Origin of the sequence: Flavobacterium album (assembly GCF_003096035.1) — a bacterium.
Lineage (GTDB): Bacteria > Bacteroidota > Bacteroidia > Flavobacteriales > Flavobacteriaceae > Flavobacterium > Flavobacterium album.
In genome coordinates, this window is sequence record NZ_CP029186.1 from 2,481,525 (window position 1) to 2,504,877 (window position 23,353).

At 45.4% G+C, this 23,353-nt stretch carries 11 protein-coding genes; all 11 read left to right on the top strand.

Going from position 1 to position 23,353, the window contains the following annotated elements:
* The first annotated feature begins 3 nt into the window (after positions 1–3).
* The 11 genes from HYN59_RS11150 to HYN59_RS11200 all read left to right on the top strand — a co-directional run bounded on the left by HYN59_RS11150 (position 4) and on the right by HYN59_RS11200 (position 23,340).
* Positions 4–318, top strand: a complete 315-nt coding sequence (locus tag HYN59_RS11150; RefSeq protein ID WP_108778330.1) for a DNA-directed RNA polymerase subunit omega — start codon at positions 4–6, stop codon at positions 316–318.
* A gap of 9 nt (positions 319–327) precedes the next feature.
* On the top strand, positions 328–1,539 hold the full coding sequence (gene coaBC / locus HYN59_RS11155) for a bifunctional phosphopantothenoylcysteine decarboxylase/phosphopantothenate--cysteine ligase CoaBC (RefSeq protein ID WP_108778331.1): 1,212 nt from the start codon (positions 328–330) through the stop codon (positions 1,537–1,539).
* Complete coding sequence (gene porD / locus HYN59_RS11160; protein WP_108778332.1) at positions 1,532–2,419, top strand: type IX secretion system protein PorD; 888 nt, start codon at positions 1,532–1,534, stop codon at positions 2,417–2,419. The genes coaBC and porD overlap by 8 nt, the downstream gene beginning before the upstream one ends.
* Positions 2,420–2,564: 145 nt before the next feature.
* The gene (gene recN / locus HYN59_RS11165) at positions 2,565–4,217 is read left to right on the top strand and encodes a DNA repair protein RecN (protein ID WP_108778333.1); all 1,653 of its coding nucleotides are present in this window, start codon (positions 2,565–2,567) and stop codon (positions 4,215–4,217) included.
* A 50-nt stretch (positions 4,218–4,267) separates the two neighbouring features.
* Complete coding sequence (gene fabV, locus HYN59_RS11170) at positions 4,268–5,458, top strand: enoyl-ACP reductase FabV (RefSeq protein ID WP_108778334.1); 1,191 nt, start codon at positions 4,268–4,270, stop codon at positions 5,456–5,458.
* 366 nt (positions 5,459–5,824) lie between these two features.
* The gene (locus HYN59_RS11175) at positions 5,825–13,831 is read left to right on the top strand and encodes an Ig-like domain-containing protein (protein ID WP_146185924.1); all 8,007 of its coding nucleotides are present in this window, start codon (positions 5,825–5,827) and stop codon (positions 13,829–13,831) included.
* Between the two features lie 333 nt (positions 13,832–14,164).
* Complete coding sequence (locus HYN59_RS11180) at positions 14,165–19,252, top strand: Ig-like domain-containing protein (protein WP_108778336.1); 5,088 nt, start codon at positions 14,165–14,167, stop codon at positions 19,250–19,252.
* Positions 19,253–19,416: 164 nt separating this feature from the next.
* Entirely contained in the window at positions 19,417–20,415 is a 999-nt protein-coding gene (locus HYN59_RS11185; RefSeq protein ID WP_108778337.1) for a glycosyltransferase family 2 protein, read from the top strand.
* The gene (gene coaE, locus HYN59_RS11190) at positions 20,415–21,008 is read left to right on the top strand and encodes a dephospho-CoA kinase (protein ID WP_108778338.1); all 594 of its coding nucleotides are present in this window, start codon (positions 20,415–20,417) and stop codon (positions 21,006–21,008) included. The genes HYN59_RS11185 and coaE overlap by 1 nt, the downstream gene beginning before the upstream one ends.
* Before the next feature lie 66 nt (positions 21,009–21,074).
* Positions 21,075–22,607: a sensor histidine kinase gene (locus tag HYN59_RS11195; RefSeq protein WP_108779721.1), complete on the top strand. Its 1,533-nt coding sequence runs from the start codon at positions 21,075–21,077 to the stop codon at positions 22,605–22,607.
* Positions 22,608–22,617: 10 nt separating this feature from the next.
* Entirely contained in the window at positions 22,618–23,340 is a 723-nt protein-coding gene (locus HYN59_RS11200; RefSeq protein ID WP_108779722.1) for a response regulator transcription factor, read from the top strand.
* Positions 23,341–23,353: the final 13 nt, after the last annotated feature.

Below are 23,353 nucleotides of genomic sequence, written 5' to 3' on the forward strand. Positions count from 1 at the left end.
GTCATGGATCTAAAGAAAACAACTGCTCCCGTAAACACCATTACCTACAATAAGAGTAAGATAGAGGAACCGACAGGTAACATTTACGAGGCAATTACAATTATGGCAAAAAGGGCTAACCAGATCAATACCGAGATAAAAAAGGAACTGATCGAGAAGCTTGAAGAATTTGCTACCTACAACGACAGCCTTGAGGAGATTTTTGAAAACAAGGAACAAATAGAGGTTTCTAAATTTTACGAAAAACTTCCTAAGCCTCACGCATTGGCAGTACAGGAATGGCTTGATGAAAAAATTTCCTACAGGGAACCTAAATAATATACAGGTATGTCTGTTTTAAGCGGTAAAAAAGTGCTACTTGGTATATCCGGTGGGATTGCCGCATACAAAACAGCGTCGCTTGTAAGGCTATTTATAAAGGCAGGTGCTCATGTACAGGTAGTCATGACACCTGCCTCTAAAGATTTTATTACCCCCCTCACTTTATCCACACTTTCCAAAAACCCGGTCTATTCCTCATTTTACAATGAAGAGGACGAGAACGCGGTATGGAACAACCATGTGGACCTTGGCCTTTGGGCCGACCTCTTTATTATTGCCCCGGCTACGGCCAATACCATGTCTAAAATGGTTTCGGGCAATGCTGATAACCTCCTCCTTGCGACTTATCTTTCGGCCAAATGCCCGGTCTATTTTGCCCCGGCCATGGATTTGGATATGTATAAGCATCCTTCTACCTTAGCAAGCTTTGAAGCCCTGAAAAGCTTTGGGAATACCATGATCCCGGCCGAATCAGGAGAACTGGCCAGCGGCCTTTCGGGTGAAGGAAGGATGGCCGAACCGGAAAATATAATTGCCTTTATCGAAAAAGATTTGGAAGGCAAGTTGCCCCTCCGCGGAAAAAAAATACTCGTAACTGCCGGCCCGACATACGAACCGATAGACCCTGTGCGTTTTATAGGAAACCATTCTACCGGCAAAATGGGGTTTGACATTGCGAAAACCGCTGCAGAGGAAGGTGCGGAAGTGTTTCTGGTTACCGGGCCAACGCATTTGAAACCCGATAATTCGATTACGAAAGTGGTGCACGTTACATCATCGGAAGAGATGTACAATGCCTGCCATGAGTATTTTGATACGGTGGATGCCGCTGTTGCCGCTGCCGCAGTAGCTGATTACAGGCCAAAAACAGTAGCCCGGCAGAAGATAAAAAAGAATGAAGGGACGCTGGTGCTGGAATTGGAAAAGACGAAAGACATACTCTCATCACTCGGGGCAAAGAAAACGACGCAGTTCCTTATAGGCTTTGCGCTGGAGACTGAAAATGAAATTGAGAATGCCAAAGCGAAGATTGCGAAAAAAAACTTAGATTTGATTGTTTTAAACTCGCTGAATGATGAAGGGGCGGGATTTGGCAAACCGACTAATAAAGTGACGTTTATTGACAGGGATTTTAATGAGGAGCCGATGGAGCTCAAGACAAAAGAAGACGTTGCGAAAGACATTATTAATAAAATAAAAAAGCATTACAATGTATAAATGGATAGGGCTGTTGCTTGTGTTTTTCTCCTTCACTGCAAAAGCGCAGGAGCTGAACTGCAACCTTAAGGTGAATTACCAGATGATTACCGATGCCAACCCGCAGGTATTCAAGACGCTGGAGAGGGCATTGAGCGACGTGATGAATAACACCAAGTGGTCAACGCGCAATTTTGCGAGAAGCGAACGCATCGACTGTACGATGGTGTTTACGATAACAGCCTATGATTCGGGTTCTTTCAGCGCAACTTTGCAAGTACAGTCGTCAAGGCCGGTGTTTAACTCGACTTATTCTTCTCCGGTGTTTAACTTCAATGATAAGGATATCAGTTTCCGTTATACAGAGGGCGAGAACCTTATTTATAACCCGAACAGCGCAGACTCCAACCTTATGGCGGTCATTTCGTTCTATGCTAATATTATAATAGGGCTTGACGCGGATACTTTCCAGAAGAACGGCGGTACAAAATACTATGAGGCAGCCCAGAATATGGCCAGCCTTGCGCAGGGCGGCAATTACAAAGGATGGAGCCAGCAGGAAAGCGGCAACCAGAACAGGTATTTCCTTATAAACAATATCATGTCCAACACCTTTACCCCATTCAGGGAAGCGCTTTATAACTATCACTTTTTGGCATTGGATAAAATGGCCGATAACCAGAAAGAAGCCAAGGAAAAAGCGATCGTGGCAATCAAGGAATTGAGCCAGCTGCACAGCGTGCGGCCTAATTCATTGCTGATGCGCGTATTCTTCGATGCTAAAGCCGATGAGGTAGTCGGGATATTCTCTTCGGGCCCTGCCGTGACCATGACAGGCCTTGTGGAAACGCTCAACAGGATATCGCCGCTTAACGGCTCAAAATGGAATAATATCAAGTAACAGGAACTCTATATCATATAAAGCCCCAAAGTTTGAAAGCTTTGGGGTTTTTATTTTTTTCTTATTACAAACCTCAAAGGTTTTTAAAACCTTTGAGGTTTGACAAAACCGAAAATGCTATATTTGTACTGCTATCGCTATACACATGCTGCAGACTTTACATATCAAAAACTTTGCTCTGATAGAGCATTTGCATATTGAATTTTCAAATAGCCTTTCTACCATAACAGGGGAAACCGGTGCCGGAAAATCAATACTTCTTGGGGCGCTGGGCCTCGTTTTGGGCAACAGGGCCGACCTGACATCGCTTAAAGACAAAGAACAGAAATGCGTGGTAGAAGCCCATTTCAAGATAGGCGACTACAACCTGCAGGAATTCTTTTCTGAAAATGATATGGATTATGATGATGTTACCATAATCAGGAGGGAAATATTGCCATCGGGCAAATCGCGCGCCTTTGTGAACGACAGCCCTGTAAACCTCCAGGAATTACAGCAATTGGGTAATTTTCTTATCGATATCCATTCGCAGCAGCAAACCCGCGAACTCAGCGATGAAGCCTACCAAATGCAGATACTTGATGCCATAGCAGGGAACCGTGACATTCTTGCGGCGTATAAACAACAGCTGTCGGCATACAAGTCGGTGCAGGCGGAGCTCAGGAAACTGCAGGAGCAAAAAGAAGCTTTGTCTAAAGAACAGGATTATAATGCTTTCCTTTTGCAGGAATTGTTGTCTGCCAATCTGAAATCGGGGGAGCAGGAAGAGATGGAACAGAAGCTGGAAAAGCTCAGCAATGTAGAATTTATAAAGGAGTCGATCGCAAGAGCTTTGGCTATAGCCAATGAAGAGCAGGTGGGTGTAGCGCAGAATTTAAAAGAAATAAAGGCATCACTGCAAAAAATAAGCGGGATATCCGGAGAATACAACGCTTTTTACGAAAGGGTATCGAGCCTGCTCATCGAGTTTGACGACATTGCAGGGGAACTTTCACAGAACTTTGAAAAGTTGTCAGACGATCCCGAAGAGCTGGAGCGTGTCAACCAAAAATTACAGCTTATTTATTCCCTGCAAAAAAAGCATTCTGTAGCTACAGTAGAAGAACTGCTTGCCATACAGGAAGCCCTCGACGGTAAAGCATTACTGGCCGGTGACATTGATTCAGCCATAGAGAAACTCGCAATGGAAAGCGGGAAACATAAAGCACAGGCTGACGATACGGCTGCGTTATTGCACGAGCAGAGGCAGCGCGCCATACCGGTACTTACCGAAAAAGTCACCGCAATATTATCACAGCTCGGGATGCCCAACGCGCGCTTCAATTTTGAAGTTAAGACAGCGGACACCTATTATGCTAATGGAAAAGACATCATGAGCCTGCTTTTCTCGGCTAACAAAGGTACCGATTTCGGCCTGCTGAAGAAAGTAGCATCAGGTGGTGAGATGTCGCGTATCATGCTGGCCGTGAAGGCTGTATTGGCAGAATATTCCAAGCTGCCGACCATTATCTTTGATGAGATCGATACCGGTGTTTCGGGTGAGATTGCCAACAAGATGGGCGACATCATGAAAGGCATGAGCAGGGGTATGCAGGTATTTGCGATAACCCATTTGCCACAGATCGCCTCGAAAGGGGAGCAGCATTATAAAGTGTTCAAGACCACGCAGGGAGAAACTACAGTATCTGAACTGAAGCTGCTTACCAAAGAAGAACGCGTACGGGAGATTGCCGAAATGCTTTCCGGTAAGGATATCTCCGATTCCGCCTTAAACCACGCGAGGGCATTGCTGAACTAAAAAATCAGGCTATATTTGCTATACTTATCAATAAACTATATTTCAGAGATATGATCATCGAACCAAGAATGAGAGGATTTATTTGCCTGACAGCCCACCCGGGCGGCGCAGCGCAAAACGTGAAACAACAGATAGAATATGTAAAATCTAAAGGCCCGATAAACGGCGCTAAAAAGGTTTTGGTTATAGGGGCCTCTACTGGCTTCGGGCTTTCATCGAGGATAACAAGCGCTTTCGGTAGTGATGCCGCTACCATAGGCGTATTTTTTGAAAAACCGCCCGTTGAAGGCAAGACCGCCTCGCCAGGATGGTACAATTCGGCTGCATTTGAGGAAGAAGCGCATAAAGCAGGCCTGTATGCAAAGAGCATCAATGGTGACGCTTTCTCTAAAGAAGTGAAGCAGCAAACGATGGATTTGATAAAGGCCGACCTCGGACAAGTGGACCTGGTAATATACAGCCTGGCTTCGCCGGTGCGCCAGCATCCTGAAACTGGTGTGCTGCACCGCTCGGTACTGAAGCCTATCGGTGGGGTGTTCAGTAACAAGACAGTAGATTTCCATACCGGTAAAGTATCGGAAGTTACGATCCAGCCCGCTGAAGGCGATGATATAGAGAACACAGTTACCGTAATGGGTGGCGAAGACTGGGCAATGTGGATGGATGCATTGAAAGATGCCAACCTTCTTGCCCCGGGCGCTGTTACCGTGGCCTATTCGTATATAGGGCCTGCTTTGACAGAGCCTGTGTACAGGAAAGGGACTATTGGCCGTGCTAAAGACCACCTGGAAGCAACAGCCTTTGAAATAACAGATAACCTGAAAGATATTGGCGGTAAGGCGTATGTTTCGGTAAACAAAGCATTGGTTACACAGGCGAGCTCGGCAATTCCCGTGATTCCGTTGTATATCTCGCTGCTTTATAAGATAATGAAGGAGGAAGGCGTGCATGAAGGGACGATAGAGCAAATGCAGCGCCTGTATAGTGAAAGGCTGTTTACGGGTGGCGAAGTGCCTGTTGATGAAAAAGGCAGGATACGCATAGACGATTGGGAAATGCGCGACGACATCCAGGAGAAAGTGGCTGCCCTATGGGAAAAAGCTACCACCGAAAATCTTTCTGAAATAGGCGACCTCGAAGGTTACAGGAAAGACTTTTACAACCTTTTTGGATTTGATTATAAAGATGTGGATTATAAAGCTGACACAAACGAGATGGTTGGTGTTGATAGCATAAAATAGCATATTCATATTGTAAATATAAAGCTCCCTATGGGGGCTTTTTTTGTTTTATAGGGCTAAAAACATATGATTGTACAGTTAATTTTTAGAAAACGTTAACGCCTTTGGTTATACATTTAAAATTGGCATATATAATACACTTGGCATAATAATTATGATATTATTGTTTTGACATTAAATGAATTATGTGAAAAAAATGTATTATTCGATTATTTTATCTTCTAAAGGCTATATTTTACTTAACTATATTTAGTATTTCAGTTAAATATAACGATATTTTTAAAAAATAGGGGTAAATTGTAACAATGCTGTAAAATTAAATAGTAATTAATGATATATTTGTATGTTAAAGAAAAATTAAATCTTATGAACCAAATCTACAATTTCATTAAGGGAATGCTTTCGCTTCCCCGGAAAGTCAGGGAAGAAGGTGCTTTCACGAGCTTGCCGGAAAGGCAGGGCGGAGGGCTTTTTTCCATGACGGCCTTTGTGGCTGTGGCGGTGCTTTTGTTATTCGGAAGCGCCAGTTCCTACGCCCAAACGACGTATTATTCAAAGTCTGCAGCTACAGATTTTAATAGTACCGCGAGTTGGGGGACCGGAACAGACGGTACAGGAGCTGCTCCTGCCGCAATTTCAAACGCTGATAATTTTGTCATCGCTAACAACTCGGCAATGGCACTATCAGGAAATGCGGCTGTACGTCAGCTGACAATCAACGCAGGTAGCCTTACTGTGAGCGCCAACACGCTTACCGTAAGCACAGCAACTACGTTTGACAGCAGCTTTACGGTTAACACGGGAGGTACATTCACGATAAGTGGTGGTAGCCTTATTGTTAACGGTAACGTACTGTTCAATTCAGGCAGTAATTTTAACCAGTCGGGAGGTATAATATCTGTCGATGGTAATAACGGAGGCTCTGTTACGGGCAGCGTTGCTACGGGTACGCAAATATTTGCCATTGGTAGTATAGCAACAGGTTATTCTGCCGGGACAGTTTCACTAACAGGCGGAAAAATAATAATTGTCGATCCGCATGCGGCGGCAGGGACGAACGACTACGCTTTTAACGTGAATGCTTCTTCTACAGCAATGAATATCACGGCTGGTACGGGACACACGCTTCAGATAGGTGATGGTGTTTCTACCGATGCGGGTGGTAATGCCACAAACGGTTTCTGGGTATATTTCTGGTATGGCACAGGGGCTTTTAAGCCGGGTAATTATGTTATCAATTCCGCAGCCGGAACAAACAGGTTTGTATTCCAGCAATACAGGTCTATTGTGGGTGGCGACCTTACGATTACAAAAGGTGAGTTGGTGCTTTCGAGTACCGGCCCGTATATATTTGCCGGCAACATATCTGTTGATGGCACGCTTACTTCCATATCTCAGGTTATCCTTGGCAACGGTAGCTATACCGGCGGCACATCTTATTCGGAAACGCCTGCTACAGTGCCTCAAACTGTTTCGGGTACAGGTGTTTTCAGGAACGCATTAACATCCCCTACAGCAAACTTTGCTACGTTGAGTATTAACAACTCGACAATCGCAGGTGTAACTATTTCCGGCTATAACAACATTGCAAGCCAGCCGGCAAATTCAATGTCTGTTAGCGGTACATTGGAATTTAAAACGGGCAGGGTTGGTACTACAGGCGGCGCTTCGGTTGTTTTGGGTAATTCATCACCTGCTGCCGGTACGCTCACATACAACGCCGGTACTGGATTTAAGACAGGAACAACTTTCGGAAGGTGGTACACTGCTACGGGTACGGGAACTAATTTCGCAGCAGGTTCTGACGCAACTGGTACTGCATCAAGGTATCCTTTTATAAACTCATTCGGTGTTGACAGGTCGGCCTGGATAGAAAGGACAACCCCATCCGGGGCGGGAGTAGTTGCGATCACTTATAATGAGACAGCAGGCGTATCAACCATCGCTGCAACAGACGGAGCAACTGCCGTTGATGTGAAATCGAATGATACATGGGCCGTATCTATGCCTGCAGGTACACCTACGGCAACGTCATTTAAAATACAGCTCCAGGCGCCGACTTTATTTGGCGGCTTGTTGGCGAGTGCCAGTGCAAGGGTAATACAGGGAACAACTTTTGTAGGTACGCACCAGGCGGGTACTACTACGCCGGGTGCACAAAGGATAGGGCTTACGCAGGCTGAACTTACAGCAGCGCCTTTCAGCATAGCTGCATCTTCGGCTGATACCCCATTCGTTTCGGTGGCCAGCGGTAACTGGAATGACCCTGCTACATGGAACAAGAACATGGTACCTTCATGTACCGATGTGGTTACGATTACAGCCGCTACTTCGGTAACTTCGAATTCAGCCGGTAATGTTGCCAAAAACCTTACCATCAACACCGGTGGTTCGCTTATTGTTGCGTCTGGCGACCTAACGATAGGCTGTACCCTGAACAATAACACTTTTGTAAATAACGGCACGCTGACGGTTTCGGGTGGAACATTGAATGTGAATGGAAACATGACACACAGTTCAGCCTCGATATTTAACCAGAGCGGCGGTAACATCAATGTTGATGGTAATGCCGCAGGCGTTGCTGCAAACTCGGTAGCATCGGGTACTTCAATTGTACAATTAAACAGCAACATGATTTTCTGGACAGGTGGTACGCTAACGATAGTAGACCCTCATGCAAACAGTACTGCTTCGAATGTTTTAGCATATAATAATGCTTCGAACGTGAACGTAACGGCAGGGCATACGCTTCGTTTCGGGAACGGCCTTTCAACCGATGCGGGCGGAAACGCAACTAACGGATTCCGCATTGCTGCAAACGCAGGATCGGGAAGGATCTCGTTTAATAATTTTGTTATCGATGCGCTTGCTGGTACCAACCGCTATGTAACCACAGCTTCTGCTTTTGGTATTAACGGCGACCTGACAATCAATGCTAACAGCGAATTCAGGCAGGGCAGCACAACTTATGTTGCAGGCAATATCTATAACAACGGGTCGTATGTAAATACATCGACATTGTATTTTGGTAAGTTTATTGACGGTACCGCAGGGCCTGCTGTAAATGCGCAAATGCTTACCGGCCTTGGTACATTTACAAATGCTGCTACAGGATCTACAGCGAATGTTACATCTCTTACGGTAAACAATACAAGTGTTGGCGGCGTTACGATCTCGTCACCAATCTCAGTAAGCGGCACGCTTACGCTGACAGCCGGAAAAGTGAACACCTCGCTTACCAGCCAGCTTACTTTAGGTACTGCAACGGCTGCGGGTACTTTAACAGGAGGCAGTGATACGGCTTATATCAACGGGCCTTTTGCAAGGACTATCGCTTCGGGCAATGCCAATACAAACTATATCCTTTTCCCTGTAGGAAAAACAACGTATGCCCCAATATGGCTTGCACCGGCAACAACTTCGGTGTCAGTTATGAAAGCCGAGGCATTTGATGTAAACGCAGGTACACCGGATACAGGCATCGCGAACCTTTCTGCTACAAGAAGGTGGGAGGCGCCTTTGCTTTCCGGAACAATGACAAGCCTTAACGTGAGGATGAGCAATGCTGTCTTCACTACGGATAACATTCCTGTAATGGCTCCGTCAGCGGCGGGTGCATATGCCGGTTCTTTCGGAAGCCCGGCTACTTATGTTGCAGGCCCTCCTGCAACCATACAGTCAAATAACGCAGTTGCTGCAGCTGCCTACACAGGATTCCTTTCGTTTGCAACGCTAAGCCCTTGTACAGGCGTACCGGCTCCGGGCAATACCATCGCTTCACAAAATGCGATCTGCTTAGGTTCATCGGTTGCTTTATCGGTACAGAATGCGGTTGCCGGTTCGGGAGTAACTTACCAGTGGCAAAGCTCGCCGGATAATATTACTTACACAGATATTTCTTCGGCAACAGGAACTACTTATACTGCGACTCCGGCACAGCCAACTTATTACAGGCTTAATGTAACCTGCGCTTCCGGCCCTTCGACAGGATCTTCTACACCGGTGCAGATAACATTTGCAAACAACATTACCTCGGTAACGCCTGCTGCACGATGCGGCGAAGGTACAGTATCGTTAGCAGCTGAGGCAAATTCCGGCGCAACCGTTAAATGGTATGCTGCTGCTACCGGAGGCGCTCCTGTGGGAACAGGTTCTCCTTTCGTAACACCTTCGATTAACGCTACTACTACTTACTATGCTGCAGCGCTTACTGCAACTACAGGTACAACAGTAATCGGTACGGCGAGTACACTGACAGGCGATACAGAGCAGCCGACAGCTTTCAATAACCGTTGGCCGAGCTACAAGCAGCAGATCATATACAGTGCTTCTGAATTATCGGCAGCGGGTCTTGTAGCAGGAAACATTACATCGTTGGCATTTAATGTGGCTACTTTAGGAAGTGCTGCTACAAATCCTAACTTTACCGTTAAGATAGGCACTACTGCCGGTACGTCATTTGCTAATACGACTTACCTTACGCCGACATTTACAACGGTATTCGGTCCTGCAACTTATACGCACACTGCTACAGGCTGGCAGACTATAAACTTTACCACGCCATATTCGTGGGATGGTACTTCGAACATCGTGCTTGAATTTACAATGAGCGGTGCAGACCTTAGTAATAATACCCAGACGTATTATACCGATACTACTGTTAATACCGTAAACTGGATATATAGCAATAATACTTCTACTACAGGTACGCTGTCTTCAAAAAGGCCTAACATTACTTTTGGCGGACAGGTGGGATGCCTCTCAGGAAGGGTTCCGGTTGTAGCGACTGTGGTTACTCCTCCAACATTTACCCTGAGCGCTGCGACTGCTGCAATTTGCAACGGACAATCTGTAACAGTAACCGCTACTGCAGGTGCTGCTGATTTTGATACTTATGTGTGGACACCTTCAACAGGCGTAACAGGCAATGCAACAACGGGATGGACATTCACCCCGACTGCAACAACCACCTATACGCTAAATGCTTCGCAATCTACAGGCGGGATGTGTGCTACAAGCAGAACAGTTACCATTACGGTTAATGCGCTTCCGGGTGTAATATCGGTAACGCCGCCTGCCGGCCCTGTGTGTACTAACACCATAGTTCCGCTAACGGCTGCAGGTGCCTCGGTTTCAGCTACAGCGACCATTGGTACAGCTACAACCCAAACTGGAGATACAGAAGAACTCACTTCATTCAATAACAGAAGGGTAACTTACAAGAGCCAAACCATATATACGGCTGCCGAATTAACTGCGGGCGGCCTTCAGGCAGGGAATTTAGTGTCTATAGCCTATAATATCTCATCAATAGGTACAGCGGCTACAAATCCTAACTATACTGTAAAAATTGGTACTACAGCGCTTACAGCATTCCCGGATACTTCATATTTGAGCGAAGCTTCGTTTACAACTGTATACGGCCCGGTTAACCAAACCCACGCTGTTGGCCTGAATACCATTACATTCTCTACGCCCTACCTTTGGGACGGAGTATCGAATATTGTAATTTCTGTTTCAATGTCAGGGGCCGACGGCTTGTATAATGCCCAAACGTATTATACCGATCTTGGCGCCAATACTACGCTGTATAATTATAACGACCTTACCGCGACTGCAGGTACAATTTCTACAAAGAGGTTTAATGTGCTTATTGCACAATCATTTTCAAATCCTGTAACATGGTCTCCGGTAACCAACCTCTATACAGATGCTGCGGCTTCAGTGCCTTACGTTGCGGGAAGCAATGCATCGGTTGTTTATGTTAAATCTGCAACACCTGTAGCCACTACTTATACAGCAACTGCAACAAATGCATCAAACTGTACAAGGACTGCAACTGCGGAAGTAAATACAGTAAACTGCGATATCGACTGGGCTAATGTTCAGTGGCCTGCGAGTGGTACCATAACTACATGTGAGGACTTTACGATATATGCGCAGGTGTACAAAGCCGGTGTTACCGAAGCTGCCGGACAGGGAGCTAACATCACAGCGTGGATAGGTATTTCCACTACAAATACAGATCCTTCGACATGGGCTGAATCAAGCTGGCACCTTGCAACATTTAATCTTCAGGTGGGTAATAATGACGAATATATGTATACTGTTTCAGGCCTGCCTGCCGGTACGTACTACTATGCAAGCCGATTCAGGTTCCTGACCGGTTCCAATTACTACGGAGGCTATGTAGGCGGACAATGGGATGGCACTACAAACGTAAGCGGTACACTGACTGTTAATGGTACAGCTGCCCCAACAGCAGCAGCTACGCAGACATTCTGTAACGCAGGCACGGTTGCCGGGCTTGCAGCTACAGGAACTGCCATCAAGTGGTACAGCGCCGCAACAGGCGGAACTGCACTGGATGGTACGACCGCACTTACTAACGGAGGTGTTTACTATGCATCACAGACAGTAGGAGGTTGCGAAAGCTCAACAAGGGCAATGGTTACAGTTACGGTTAATACACCGGCTGCGCCTACCGCAGCAGCAACACAAACTTTCTGTAATAGTGGCACTGTTGCAGGACTTGCCGCAACAGGTACGGCCGGAGCAACCATCTCATGGTATGCAGCCGCTACAGGCGGAACAGCTCTGGATGGTACTACGGCGCTTACTGACGGAGGTGTTTATTATGCTTCACAAACGGTTAATGGCTGCGAGAGCGCTACAAGGACTATGGTTACAGCATCTGTAGGTGTTATTGCTGCTCCTGTAGCTGTTGCATCGCAAACAGTTTGTAACTCGGGCACCGTGGCAGATCTTGTTGCGACTGGTGTTGCAGGAGCTACCATAACATGGTATACTGCAGCGACAGGTGGAACGGTTGTACCGTCAACTACGGCGCTTACAAATGGCGGTGTATACTATGCATCTCAAACTGTAGGCACTTGCGAAAGCACTACAAGGACTATGGTTACTGCAACTATTAATACAGTGGCTGCCCCGGTAGCTGCGGCATCCCAAACCGTATGTAACGCAGGCACACTTGCTGACCTTGCTGCAACAGGCGGTGCAGGAGCAACCATCACATGGTATGCTGCTGCAACAGGAGGTACTTCGTTACCTGCAACTACAGCGCTTACAAATGGCGGTGTGTACTATGCATCGGCAACGATATCAGGCTGCGAAAGCACTACGAGGACTATGGTTACTGTAACTGTGAATACAGTGGCTGCCCCGGTAGCTGATGCTTCTCAAACAGTTTGTAATTCAGGTACCCTTGCTGATATAAATGCTACAGGCGGTGCAGGAGCGACGATTACATGGTATGCAGCTGCAACAGGTGGAACCGCATTACCTCTTACAACTGCACTTACAAATGGCGGTGTATACTATGCATCAGCTATGGTTTCAGGATGTGAAAGCGCAACAAGGACAATGGTTACTGCAACGGTTTCTGTTGTTGACGCACCAACTGTTACTACGGTACAGCCAACTTGTACTACAGCTACAGGTACTATTACGGTTACGGCACCGGTTGGCGCCGGATTTATGTATAGTATAGATGGTACTAACTTCCAGGCTTCACCGGTTTTTGCTGGTGTTGATACCGGTTCTTATACCCTGACTGCGAAAAATGCATCAAACTGTACAGCGACCGCATCGGTATCAATAGATGCTGCGCCTTCAGCTCCGGCTCAGGCAACTGTTACTACGGTACAGCCAACATGTTCGGCTGCTACAGGTTCTGTTACAGTTACTGCACCAATTGGCGCCGGATATACATATAGTATTGACGGAACGAACTTCCAGGCTGGAACTGCATTTACAGGCCTGGTAGCAGGCACTTACAATGTAACAGTTCAGGCTGCCGGTGGATGTACATCTGTTTCTGCTCCGATTACCATAAACGCGGCTCCGGCTGGCCCTGATGCTCCGACAGGAGAGGCTACGCAGGTAATTACTGTTGACGCTGCTGCCGATGCAACGATTGAAGATATTGTTGTTACAGCTACAGGTACTATTACATGGTATGCTACCGAAGAAGACGCGCTTTCAGGCTCTAATGCTTTGGCAACAGGCACACAGGTAACAGACGGTACTACCTACTACGGAACACAGACTATTGAAGAGTGCGAAAGCGCGCCTATCGCTGTAACGGTAGATGTTGTGTTAGGTAAGGAAGACTTTAACATTAGCGCTTTCAGGTACCATCCGAACCCTGTGAAAGATGTACTGAACATATCGTACTCGTCTGAGATAAGCGCTGTAATGGTATACGACCTGCTTGGTCAAAAAGTATTGTCAAAACAACCTAATGTAAATGAGGTGAAACTTGACTTGTCCGGCCTGGCAGATGCAACATACATCGTAAACGTGACTGTAGGCGATACTGTGAAGACAATTAAAGTTGTAAAAAAGCAATAATGATATATACAGATATCTGAAATTAAGCCACCCGAAAGGGTGGCTTTTTTTTAGCCATATTTTAATTGTAGTAATTTTTGTTGCGGTAACGCAAGTAACATGGCTTTTATCTTGTTAATAAAATGTTGTTATAAGGTGCGTAATGTTAAATTACAAACAAGCGTTTTGCAGATATCTTATTATTTACAACGAATAGTCTTGTTAAATGTTAAATAATTTGATACATTGATGTTTTATTGCGAATCATTCAAAAATTAAATATTAAATTTTTGGCTTTGGGTTTTCTGTTATTAATTGTTAATTTTATTAGCAATAAATCATAAATTTTATTAAATGAAAAACACTACTATCTTTAAAACCTCAAATTCTGGGAAAAATTTGAGGTTTTGGCATTTTTGCCTGATGCTTTATGCACTCTTTTCGGTCACGGGCGGGTATGCCCAGGGAACGATCAGCGTGGGTTCGGGAACAGCAAACAGTTCCTTCTACATGCCGGTCAGGGCTTATTATGGTTATTCGTATACCCAGCAAATCGTCACCGCTTCGGAATATGCGGCCGGCGGTGGTGTTGCGGGAAACATAACCAAGATCAGGTACTATATCTCTACGGCTGAAGTACCGTTAAACACCTGGAATAACTGGACCATCTACATTGGGCACACCAGTAAGACGGCGTTTGCAAACACTACAGATTGGGAACCTGCGGCAAACCTTACACAGGTATTTTCGGGGACTGTAACACAGGCGTCAAACAGCTGGATGGAAATCACGCTTACAACGCCATTTGCTTATAATGGCACCAGCAACCTGGTAATTGGCGTAGACGAAAATGCACCACTATACACCAGCGGTATTAACGATACCTATTTTGGGTCGTACACCTCGGCTGCCAATACAGGGATTTATTATTATAATGATACTACCAACCCGAACCCGGCATCGCCACCTACTGCAAACGGAAGGACATCGACACTTCCGAGGATACAGTTTGTAGGTGCGGTGGCATCATGCCTTCCGCCAACATCTGTGGTAATCAGCGGCACATCGGCAACTTCGGCTACTGCAACGTTGACTGCTCCGTCGAGCGCGCCTTCAGGAGGATATGATTATTATATCTCTACTACCAACACAGCGCCTACTACGGCTACTACAGGAAACGTTTCGGGTACAACTATATCATTAGGTTCGCTTACTGCCAATACAACGTACTACCTTTGGGTAAGGGGTAATTGCGGCAGCGGCAGCACCAGTTTGTGGAGCGGGGTTACCACATTTACCACGGCCTGCGATCCGCAAAACATCCCGTACACACAGGATTTTGAATCGGTTACAACGCCGCAGCTGCCGGAGTGTACATCGGTACAAAACGCAGGTTCCGGCAATAACTGGGAAACAAACAGCCCGGCTGCCTATGGCTTTAGCAACAAAGCGCTACGATATGCCTACAACACGGCCGCCGCTGCAAATGTATGGTTCTTTACCAAAGGACTTAACCTGACAGCTAACACTTCGTACAGGATAACCTATAAGTATGGAAGCGCAGGATTCAGTGAAAAGATGAAAGTGGCTTATGGCACCTCTCCAACTGCGGCTGCAATGACATTGCCATTGGCAGACCACAATGGTTTTACTACAAGCCCGCTTACCAACACAGTAGATTTTACACCGGCAGCGTCAGGCGTATATTACTTTGGATTCAATGCCTATTCTGTAGCCAACCAGTTTTGGATATTCCTTGATGATATAAGCATTACGCTTACTCCAACATGTCTTGCACCTACAGCGCTTACAAGCGCTACGGTATCTACTACATCTGGAACGGTATCATGGACAGCGCCATCAACGGCTCCTGCCAATGGCTATGAGTACTACACGAGCACTACTAATACAGCCCCTACAGCATCAACTGTTGTTTCGGGAAGTGTAGCTGCAGGTGTTACTACAGCAACAATTGGCGGGCTTGCGCCAAATACTACCAATTACGTTTGGGTAAGGTCTAACTGTACGGCATCAGACCAGAGTACATGGTCAGGCCCTACAAGCTTCTACACAGGTTACTGTACGCCGGCGCCTTCAAGTGTAGATGGTACGGGTATAACCAATGTTACATTAGGCGGCATTAATAATACTACTGCCGGTGAAACAGGAAACTACGGAAACTATTCTGCAATAACCGGTAGCGGTGCATTAGGCTCTACAGTAAACTTTAGCATAACGCTAAATAGCTGTGATACTTTCTCTTGCTATACATACGGCACAAAAATCTGGATCGACTGGAACAATGACCTTGATTTTTCCGATGCAGGTGAATTGGTTTACACCGGGCTTTCAGGAAGTACGGCACCTATTATCCTTACAGGATCATTTGTTGTACCTGCAAATGCATCGCTTGCAGGAAACCACAGAATGAGGATAGGCGCTACCGATAATGATTCGGGCCCTGCTGATGCATGCTATACAGGAACGTATGGTACTTTCGAAGATTATACTTTCAATGCCTTTATGCCTCCTGCACCTGTTGTTACTTCGTTTACACCGGCAACCTACTGTGCTGCTTCGGGCGTAATTACCATTACCGGTACAGACCTTGGCAATGCAACACTAACCGTAGGCACAACCCCGGTTACTATAACAACTAATACAGCTACACAAATAGTTGCTACTGTTGCTGCTGGTGTTTCCGGCCCTGTTACTGTTACTACAGTAGGAGGTACCACTACTACGGCAGATTCATTTGCTGTAACAGCTCCAACGGCTATAGTGCTTAGCGCTACTTCAGACGCAATATGTGTAGGCCAAACCAGCGACCCTGTCACCATTACTTCAGGAGCTGCTGCTTTCGATACCTTCGAATGGTCACCGCTTGCAGGTGTTTCAGGAACTGCTGCTACAGGCTTTACATTTAGCCCTGCTGCTACGACAACCTATACTTTAACAGCTTCAAATGCAGTTTCGGGATGTGTTACAACAACAACATTCACTGTAAACGTAAATGTGCTGCCAACGGCACTTGTATTGCCTGACAGCGCTGCAGTTTGCGAAGGCGGAAGTGCTGTAGCAATACAGGCATCGGGAGCAACAACAATGAATACTATACTTGCAGAGAACTTTAATGGCGCTTCAAACAACTGGACTACCGCAAATAACGGAACTGGCGGTACGGTTGCAAATGCTGCATGGACTTTGCGTGCAGACGGATACCAGATACCATCTTATAACGTTGTGCACAGTAATGATAATTCACAATTCTATTTGTCAAACAGCGACTCGCAAGGCAGTGGCAGTACTACATCTGTTATCTTAGCTTCTCCTGCGTTCAGTACTGTTGGATATAGCTCAGTAAACGTTTCATTCTACCATTTCTACCAGCAATGGCAAACGTCTACAGCAAAAGTAGAAGCTTCGGTAGATGGTACTGCGTGGACAACTTTACAGACATATAGTGCAAATACCGGCACTTATACAGCTTTTGCATCGGCAAATATTGCCCTGACAAATGCGTTCCTTAACCAGCCGGTGGTGTACATCAGGTTCAAGTTTGATGCCTCATGGGGTTATTTCTGGGCTATCGACAATGTTGCCATATCAGGCCAGCAGGGAGCTGATATAACATGGTCGCCACAGGCAGGCCTTTACACCGATGCTGCTGCTACAGTGGCTTATACCGGACAGGCTGCTTCTACAGTATATGCAAAACCTACTGCAACTACTGCTTATACCGCTACTGCTACAAACCCTTCGGGATGTTTCGTTACAGATGCTGTTGAGGTAATGTACCACAATACTCCTGCACCGGCAGCTGATGCCTTACAAACAGTATGTAGTGGTTCAACCATTGCAAGCCTTGAAGCTACAGGCTCTGGTATTAGCTGGTATGCTGCTGCTACAGGCGGAAATGCACTGGCTGCAAATACCGTTCTTGTGGATGGAGCTACTTATTATGCAGCGCAGGTTGCCGATGGCTGCCAAAGCGTAACAAGGACAGCGGTTATGGTAGACCTTACAGTAACTCCTGCTCCAACGGTGGCTGATGACACACAGACATTCTGTGGTTCGGGTACTGTTTCCCAAATCGTTGCTACAGGTACAGGCCTTAAATGGTATACAACGCCAACAGGAGGAAATGCTGTTGCGGAAACTTCTGCATTAACGCCAGGCGTTACGGTATATTACGGATCGCAGACAATAGATGGCTGCGAAAGCTCTGCCAGGACTGCTGTTGCAGTTTTATTGAATGTTACCGATGCTCCTCAGGCTGCTGCTCAACAAACATTTTGTAATATGGGAACTGTAGCCGGATTGATGGCAACAGGATCTGGCGTACAATGGTACAGCGATGCTACAGGCGGAACGGCTCTTGCATCGTCTGCAGCGCTTACTGACGGAGGTGTTTACTACGCATCGCAAACAATGAATGGCTGCGAAAGCATGACAAGGACTATGGTGACTGTATCTATCAGCACACCAGATGCTCCGGACGCAGAAGCAGCGCAGACTTTCTGTAATTCAGCAACTGTGGCAGACCTTATGGCTACAGGTGAGGGTATACAATGGTATAGTGCCGAAACGGGCGGAACTGCCCTTGCAGCTACCACGCCACTTATGAATGGTATGATGTATTATGCATCAAGGACTGTAAACGGTTGTGAAAGCGCAACAAGGACAATGGTTACAGCAACAGTAAATATGACGGCTGCACCGGTTGTTGCCGTGGCGCTGCAATCATTCTGTAATAGTGCTACAGTAGCAGATCTTGATGCTGAAGGTACAGATATTCAATGGTATACTTCTGCAACCGGCGGCAACGCAATGGCTGCCGATGGTGAGCTGATGGACGGAATGCTGTATTATGCTTCGCAAACGGTTAACGGCTGCGAAAGTACGCAAAGGGCTACTGTGGCTGTATCGATAAATACAGTTGCAGATCTTACCGGCGACGCACAACAGACGATAACAGTAGGTAATGCTGATGATGCAACTATAGAAGATCTTGTAGTAGATGGAAATGGTTATGTTACATGGTATCCTACTGAAGAAGATGCGTTGGCAGGTACAAACGCGATAGAGCAGGGTACAACACTTGTATCAGGAGATACTTACTATGCTATGCAAACGGTAGGCAACTGTACAAGTATGAACGTATTTGCAGTTACGGTAGATGTAACATTGGGCGGCGAGCAGTTTAATGCTGCTGCATTCCAGTACTATCCGAACCCTGTGAAAGATGTTCTGAATGTTTCCTACTCATCAGATATTACTTCTGTAAGCGTGTTCAACATGCTTGGCCAACAGGTTATTTCCCTACAACCTGCGGCTACACAGGCCAAAGTTGATATGTCTTCGCTTGCCGATGGCGCTTATATCATGAAAGTTACAGCAGGAAACGCTGTAAAAACAATTAAAGTCATGAAAAAACAATAATCAATAGCGGGAATACTCCCAAAGTTGAAGTTTTAAACCGCTGCACTTGTGCAGCGGTTTTTTTATGCCGTTACTTTCCTTACATAATGTTCACCGTCTCACTTCGGCCAAAAAAACCGGAAGAGTTTTACATAAAACAGTAACTTTGTTAAAAATTCTGACAGATGTTTTTTTCCCTGATAATCCCGGTTTACAACAGGCCGGATGAGATAGATGAGCTTTTGGCAAGCCTGGCCGTCCAGACATACAAGGAGAAGTATGAGGTGGTAATTATTGAAGATGGCTCCTTGGTAACCTGTAATGACGTAGTAGCTGCCTACAACGAAAAACTGGACATATCGTATTATTTTAAGGCGAATTCAGGCCCTGGCGACTCCAGGAACTATGGGATGAGGATAGCTAAGGGTGATTATTTTATCATTCTTGACTCCGATTGCATCATTCCCGCGGACTATCTTGCCAATGTTGCCAACAGTTTAGGGGCAGCATATGTAGATTGTTTCGGTGGGCCGGATGCCGCGCTCGATTCGTTCAGCGATGTGCAGAAAGCGATTAACTTTACGATGACATCTTTCCTGACGACAGGGGGGATAAGGGGCAAATCGGAAAAAATTGAAAAGTTCCAGCCCCGCAGCTTCAATATGGGCATCTCCAAAAAAGCTTTTGAGGCATCAGGAGGGTTTGGAGATATACACCCCGGCGAAGATCCCGACCTTTCCATTCGCCTCTGGAAGCTTGGTTTTACTACGCGCCTGTTCCCCGATTGCTATGTATATCACAAACGAAGGATCGACTGGGGCAAATTTTACAAGCAGGTCAATAAGTTTGGAAAAGCAAGGCCGATACTGGACCTTTGGCATCCTCAGTACAGGAAAATTACTTTTTTATTCCCCTCGCTGTTCATCCTTGGATTAGCAGGTTCTCTTATCATATTGTTAATTAATGTCCAATTCTTCCTATATATTTATACATTGTACTTTGTAATGCTGTTTTTAATGGCAACAATACAAAACAAGAGTATAAAGGTTGGGTTTTTGTCGCTAATTGCAGTTTTTATCCAGTTTTATGGTTATGGCATTGGCTATATGCTGTCCTTTTTAAAAGTCCATATACTGAAACAAAAGCCACAGGCGGCATTTCCCGGGCTATTCTTTAAGAAATAATGAAAACAAAGATTGTTGGATTAACCGGAGGCATCGGGAGTGGCAAGACCACCATTGCACAGTATTTTATTGCAATGGGTGTGCCGGTTTATTTTGCCGATGATGAAGCGAAAAAGATCCTCTATGCGCCCGATACAGTTGCCGAGGTCACCAATGCGTTTGGTGAAGAGGTACTTACTAATGGTGTTCCCGACAGGCAAAAGATTGCGGCTATAGTATTCAATAATCCCCAAAAGCTGGAAGTGCTGAATGGGATCATCCATCCTAAGGTGAGGCAGCATTTTAAAGACTGGGTGGCTGCGCATGATAACGAGCCATTGGTCATCAAGGAAACCGCTATATTATTCGAATCGGGAAGTTATAAAGATTGTGATGCTACGATACTAGTTACGGCACCTAAAGAGGTCAGGATTCAAAGAGTAATGGGGCGCGACAACACTACCGCCGAAAAAGTGCTCGAACGGATGGCTAATCAGTGGGATGATGAAAGGAAAATACCATTAAGTAATTACATTATTCAAAATATAAATAGTATAAAAGCTGAAAAAGAAGCCCAAAAAGTGCTGGAAATTATACAAAAAACCGAATATTGACACTCGCTGTTAATGTTTGGTTAATATTTTCGGGCTGTAAATGTTAAAATGTTAATTTTGTAAATGATGAATAAAACTAGATTTCGCTTACTGGTATTCTTTATGAGCCTATCCCTGATAGGGATAATACTGGTACAGCTATATTGGGTTAATTCGTCATTAAAAAACAGTGATGAACAGTTCAGGTACCACATCCAGAGCATATTGGACAAGGTAGCAAACAAGTTGCAGGAGCAGGAGGGAGATGAGTTTTACAAGATCTATACAAGGGTAAAGGACAGTTTGGGGCGCAATCCCAAAAGGAGCGATCTTTTGCCTTATTATGCGCAAAATGAGGAGCAGCGCGAAAAGCCGATCATTTATTCGGACAATGTTACCCGCGAGGATTATAACGATGTGTTCTTTGATAAAAACAGGGTTGATGATTATGTGAGGAGTAAGTCGAATACCACAGCGATGGTACATAACGCGAATCCTCCGAAAAGTCCTGCGAAAGATGGCGATACCGAAAGGTGGCTTGATTTCCAGCTGGCCGGTTTCCTGAAGGATTACCGCGAGTACAATTCGCCTGAAAAATGGATATCTAAGGCTAAGATAGAGAAAACGATACGAACAGAACTGGAGCAGAACGATGTGCGCACGCCTTTCGAATTCGGGATATACCGGAACGGGATGGCTACCAAGATCAAGTCGGATAACCTGAAATGGGATCCTACTACCCTGTACCATAACGTATTTACAGATAATGAAGGAATGTCGCGGTACATGTTGCTGATAAGCTTCCCGCAAAAAAAGACATACCTGTTCTCATCGTTGGTAGGCATCACATCCCTGTCGATGATATTTACGCTTATTATTATAATTGCTTACCTGAGCGCTATAAACCAGCTCATTAAGCAGAAGCAGATATCGGAGATCAAGACGGATTTCATCAACAACATGACCCATGAGTTCAAAACACCCATTGCCACAATCAACCTGGCGCTGGATTCAATAAAGAACCCAAAAATATTCGACGATAAAGAGAAGGTGCAGCGCTACCTTCAAATGATAAGGGACGAGAACAAGAGGATGCACGCACAGGTAGAGAACGTGCTGCAGATATCAAAACTGGAGAAGAAAGAGCTCGAGATCATTAAAGAGCAGGCCGATATTCATGATGTGATCGAAGGCGCCATAGAGCACGTTCATCTGATCATTGAAACAAGGCAGGGAACGCTCACACGCCATTTTAACGCGCAACGAACGACCGCTTTATTAAATGATGTGCATTTTACCAATGTACTTGTTAATATTTTAGACAATGCCATCAAATATTCTCCCGATGAACCCGTTATAGATGTATCGACGGAGAATGTAAAGGATTTTATCCTTATAAAAATTAAAGACCATGGGCTGGGAATGTCCAAGGTGACGCAAAAACGGATCTTTGAGAAGTTTTACAGGGAGCACACAGGCGATATTCACAATGTGAAGGGCCACGGATTAGGGCTTGCTTATGTAAAACGCATCATTGAAGACCATAATTGCCACATATACGTAGAAAGTGAAAAAGGGAAAGGTAGCACCTTTATAATAAAAATGCCACTAATAAATTAAACATATGGAAATGGAAGAAGTAAACAAAAAGATTCTTTTGGTTGAAGATGATCCAAACTTTGGAGCGGTACTGAAAGACTATCTGTTAATTAATGATTTTGACGTTACATTGGCTAAGAACGGAATGGAAGGTTTCGAAAAGTTCAAGAAAGATAATTTCGACCTCTGCATACTTGACGTGATGATGCCTTACAAAGATGGCTATACCCTGGCCCGTGAAATAAGGGAAAAAAACAAGGAAGTGCCTATCATTTTCCTTACAGCAAAATCGATGAAAGAAGATGTGCTTAAAGGATATAAAGTAGGAGCCGATGATTACCTCAATAAGCCATTCGATTCTGAAGTGCTTTTGATGAAGATCAAGGCAATTATACAGAGAAAAGCGTCTGAGACCAAAACAGACAACTCCAAATATGAATTCCAGATCGGTAAATTCCACCTGAATTCAAAGCTGCGTTTCCTTACTTTCGGTGAAGACGAGCCTATCAAGCTTTCACCAAAAGAGAACGAATTGCTGAAAATGCTTGCGCTTCATGAAAACGACCTTATGCCGAGGGAGCTTGCCCTAACCAAAATATGGAGGGACGACAATTACTTCACTTCAAGGAGTATGGACGTTTATATTGCCAAGCTGAGGAAATATCTTAAGCAGGATGAGGATGTAGAGATACTCAACATTCACGGAGAAGGCTTCAGGCTGGTTGTAAAAAACAAAGTTACTGAAGAGAAATAGTCTAAAAAGCCCC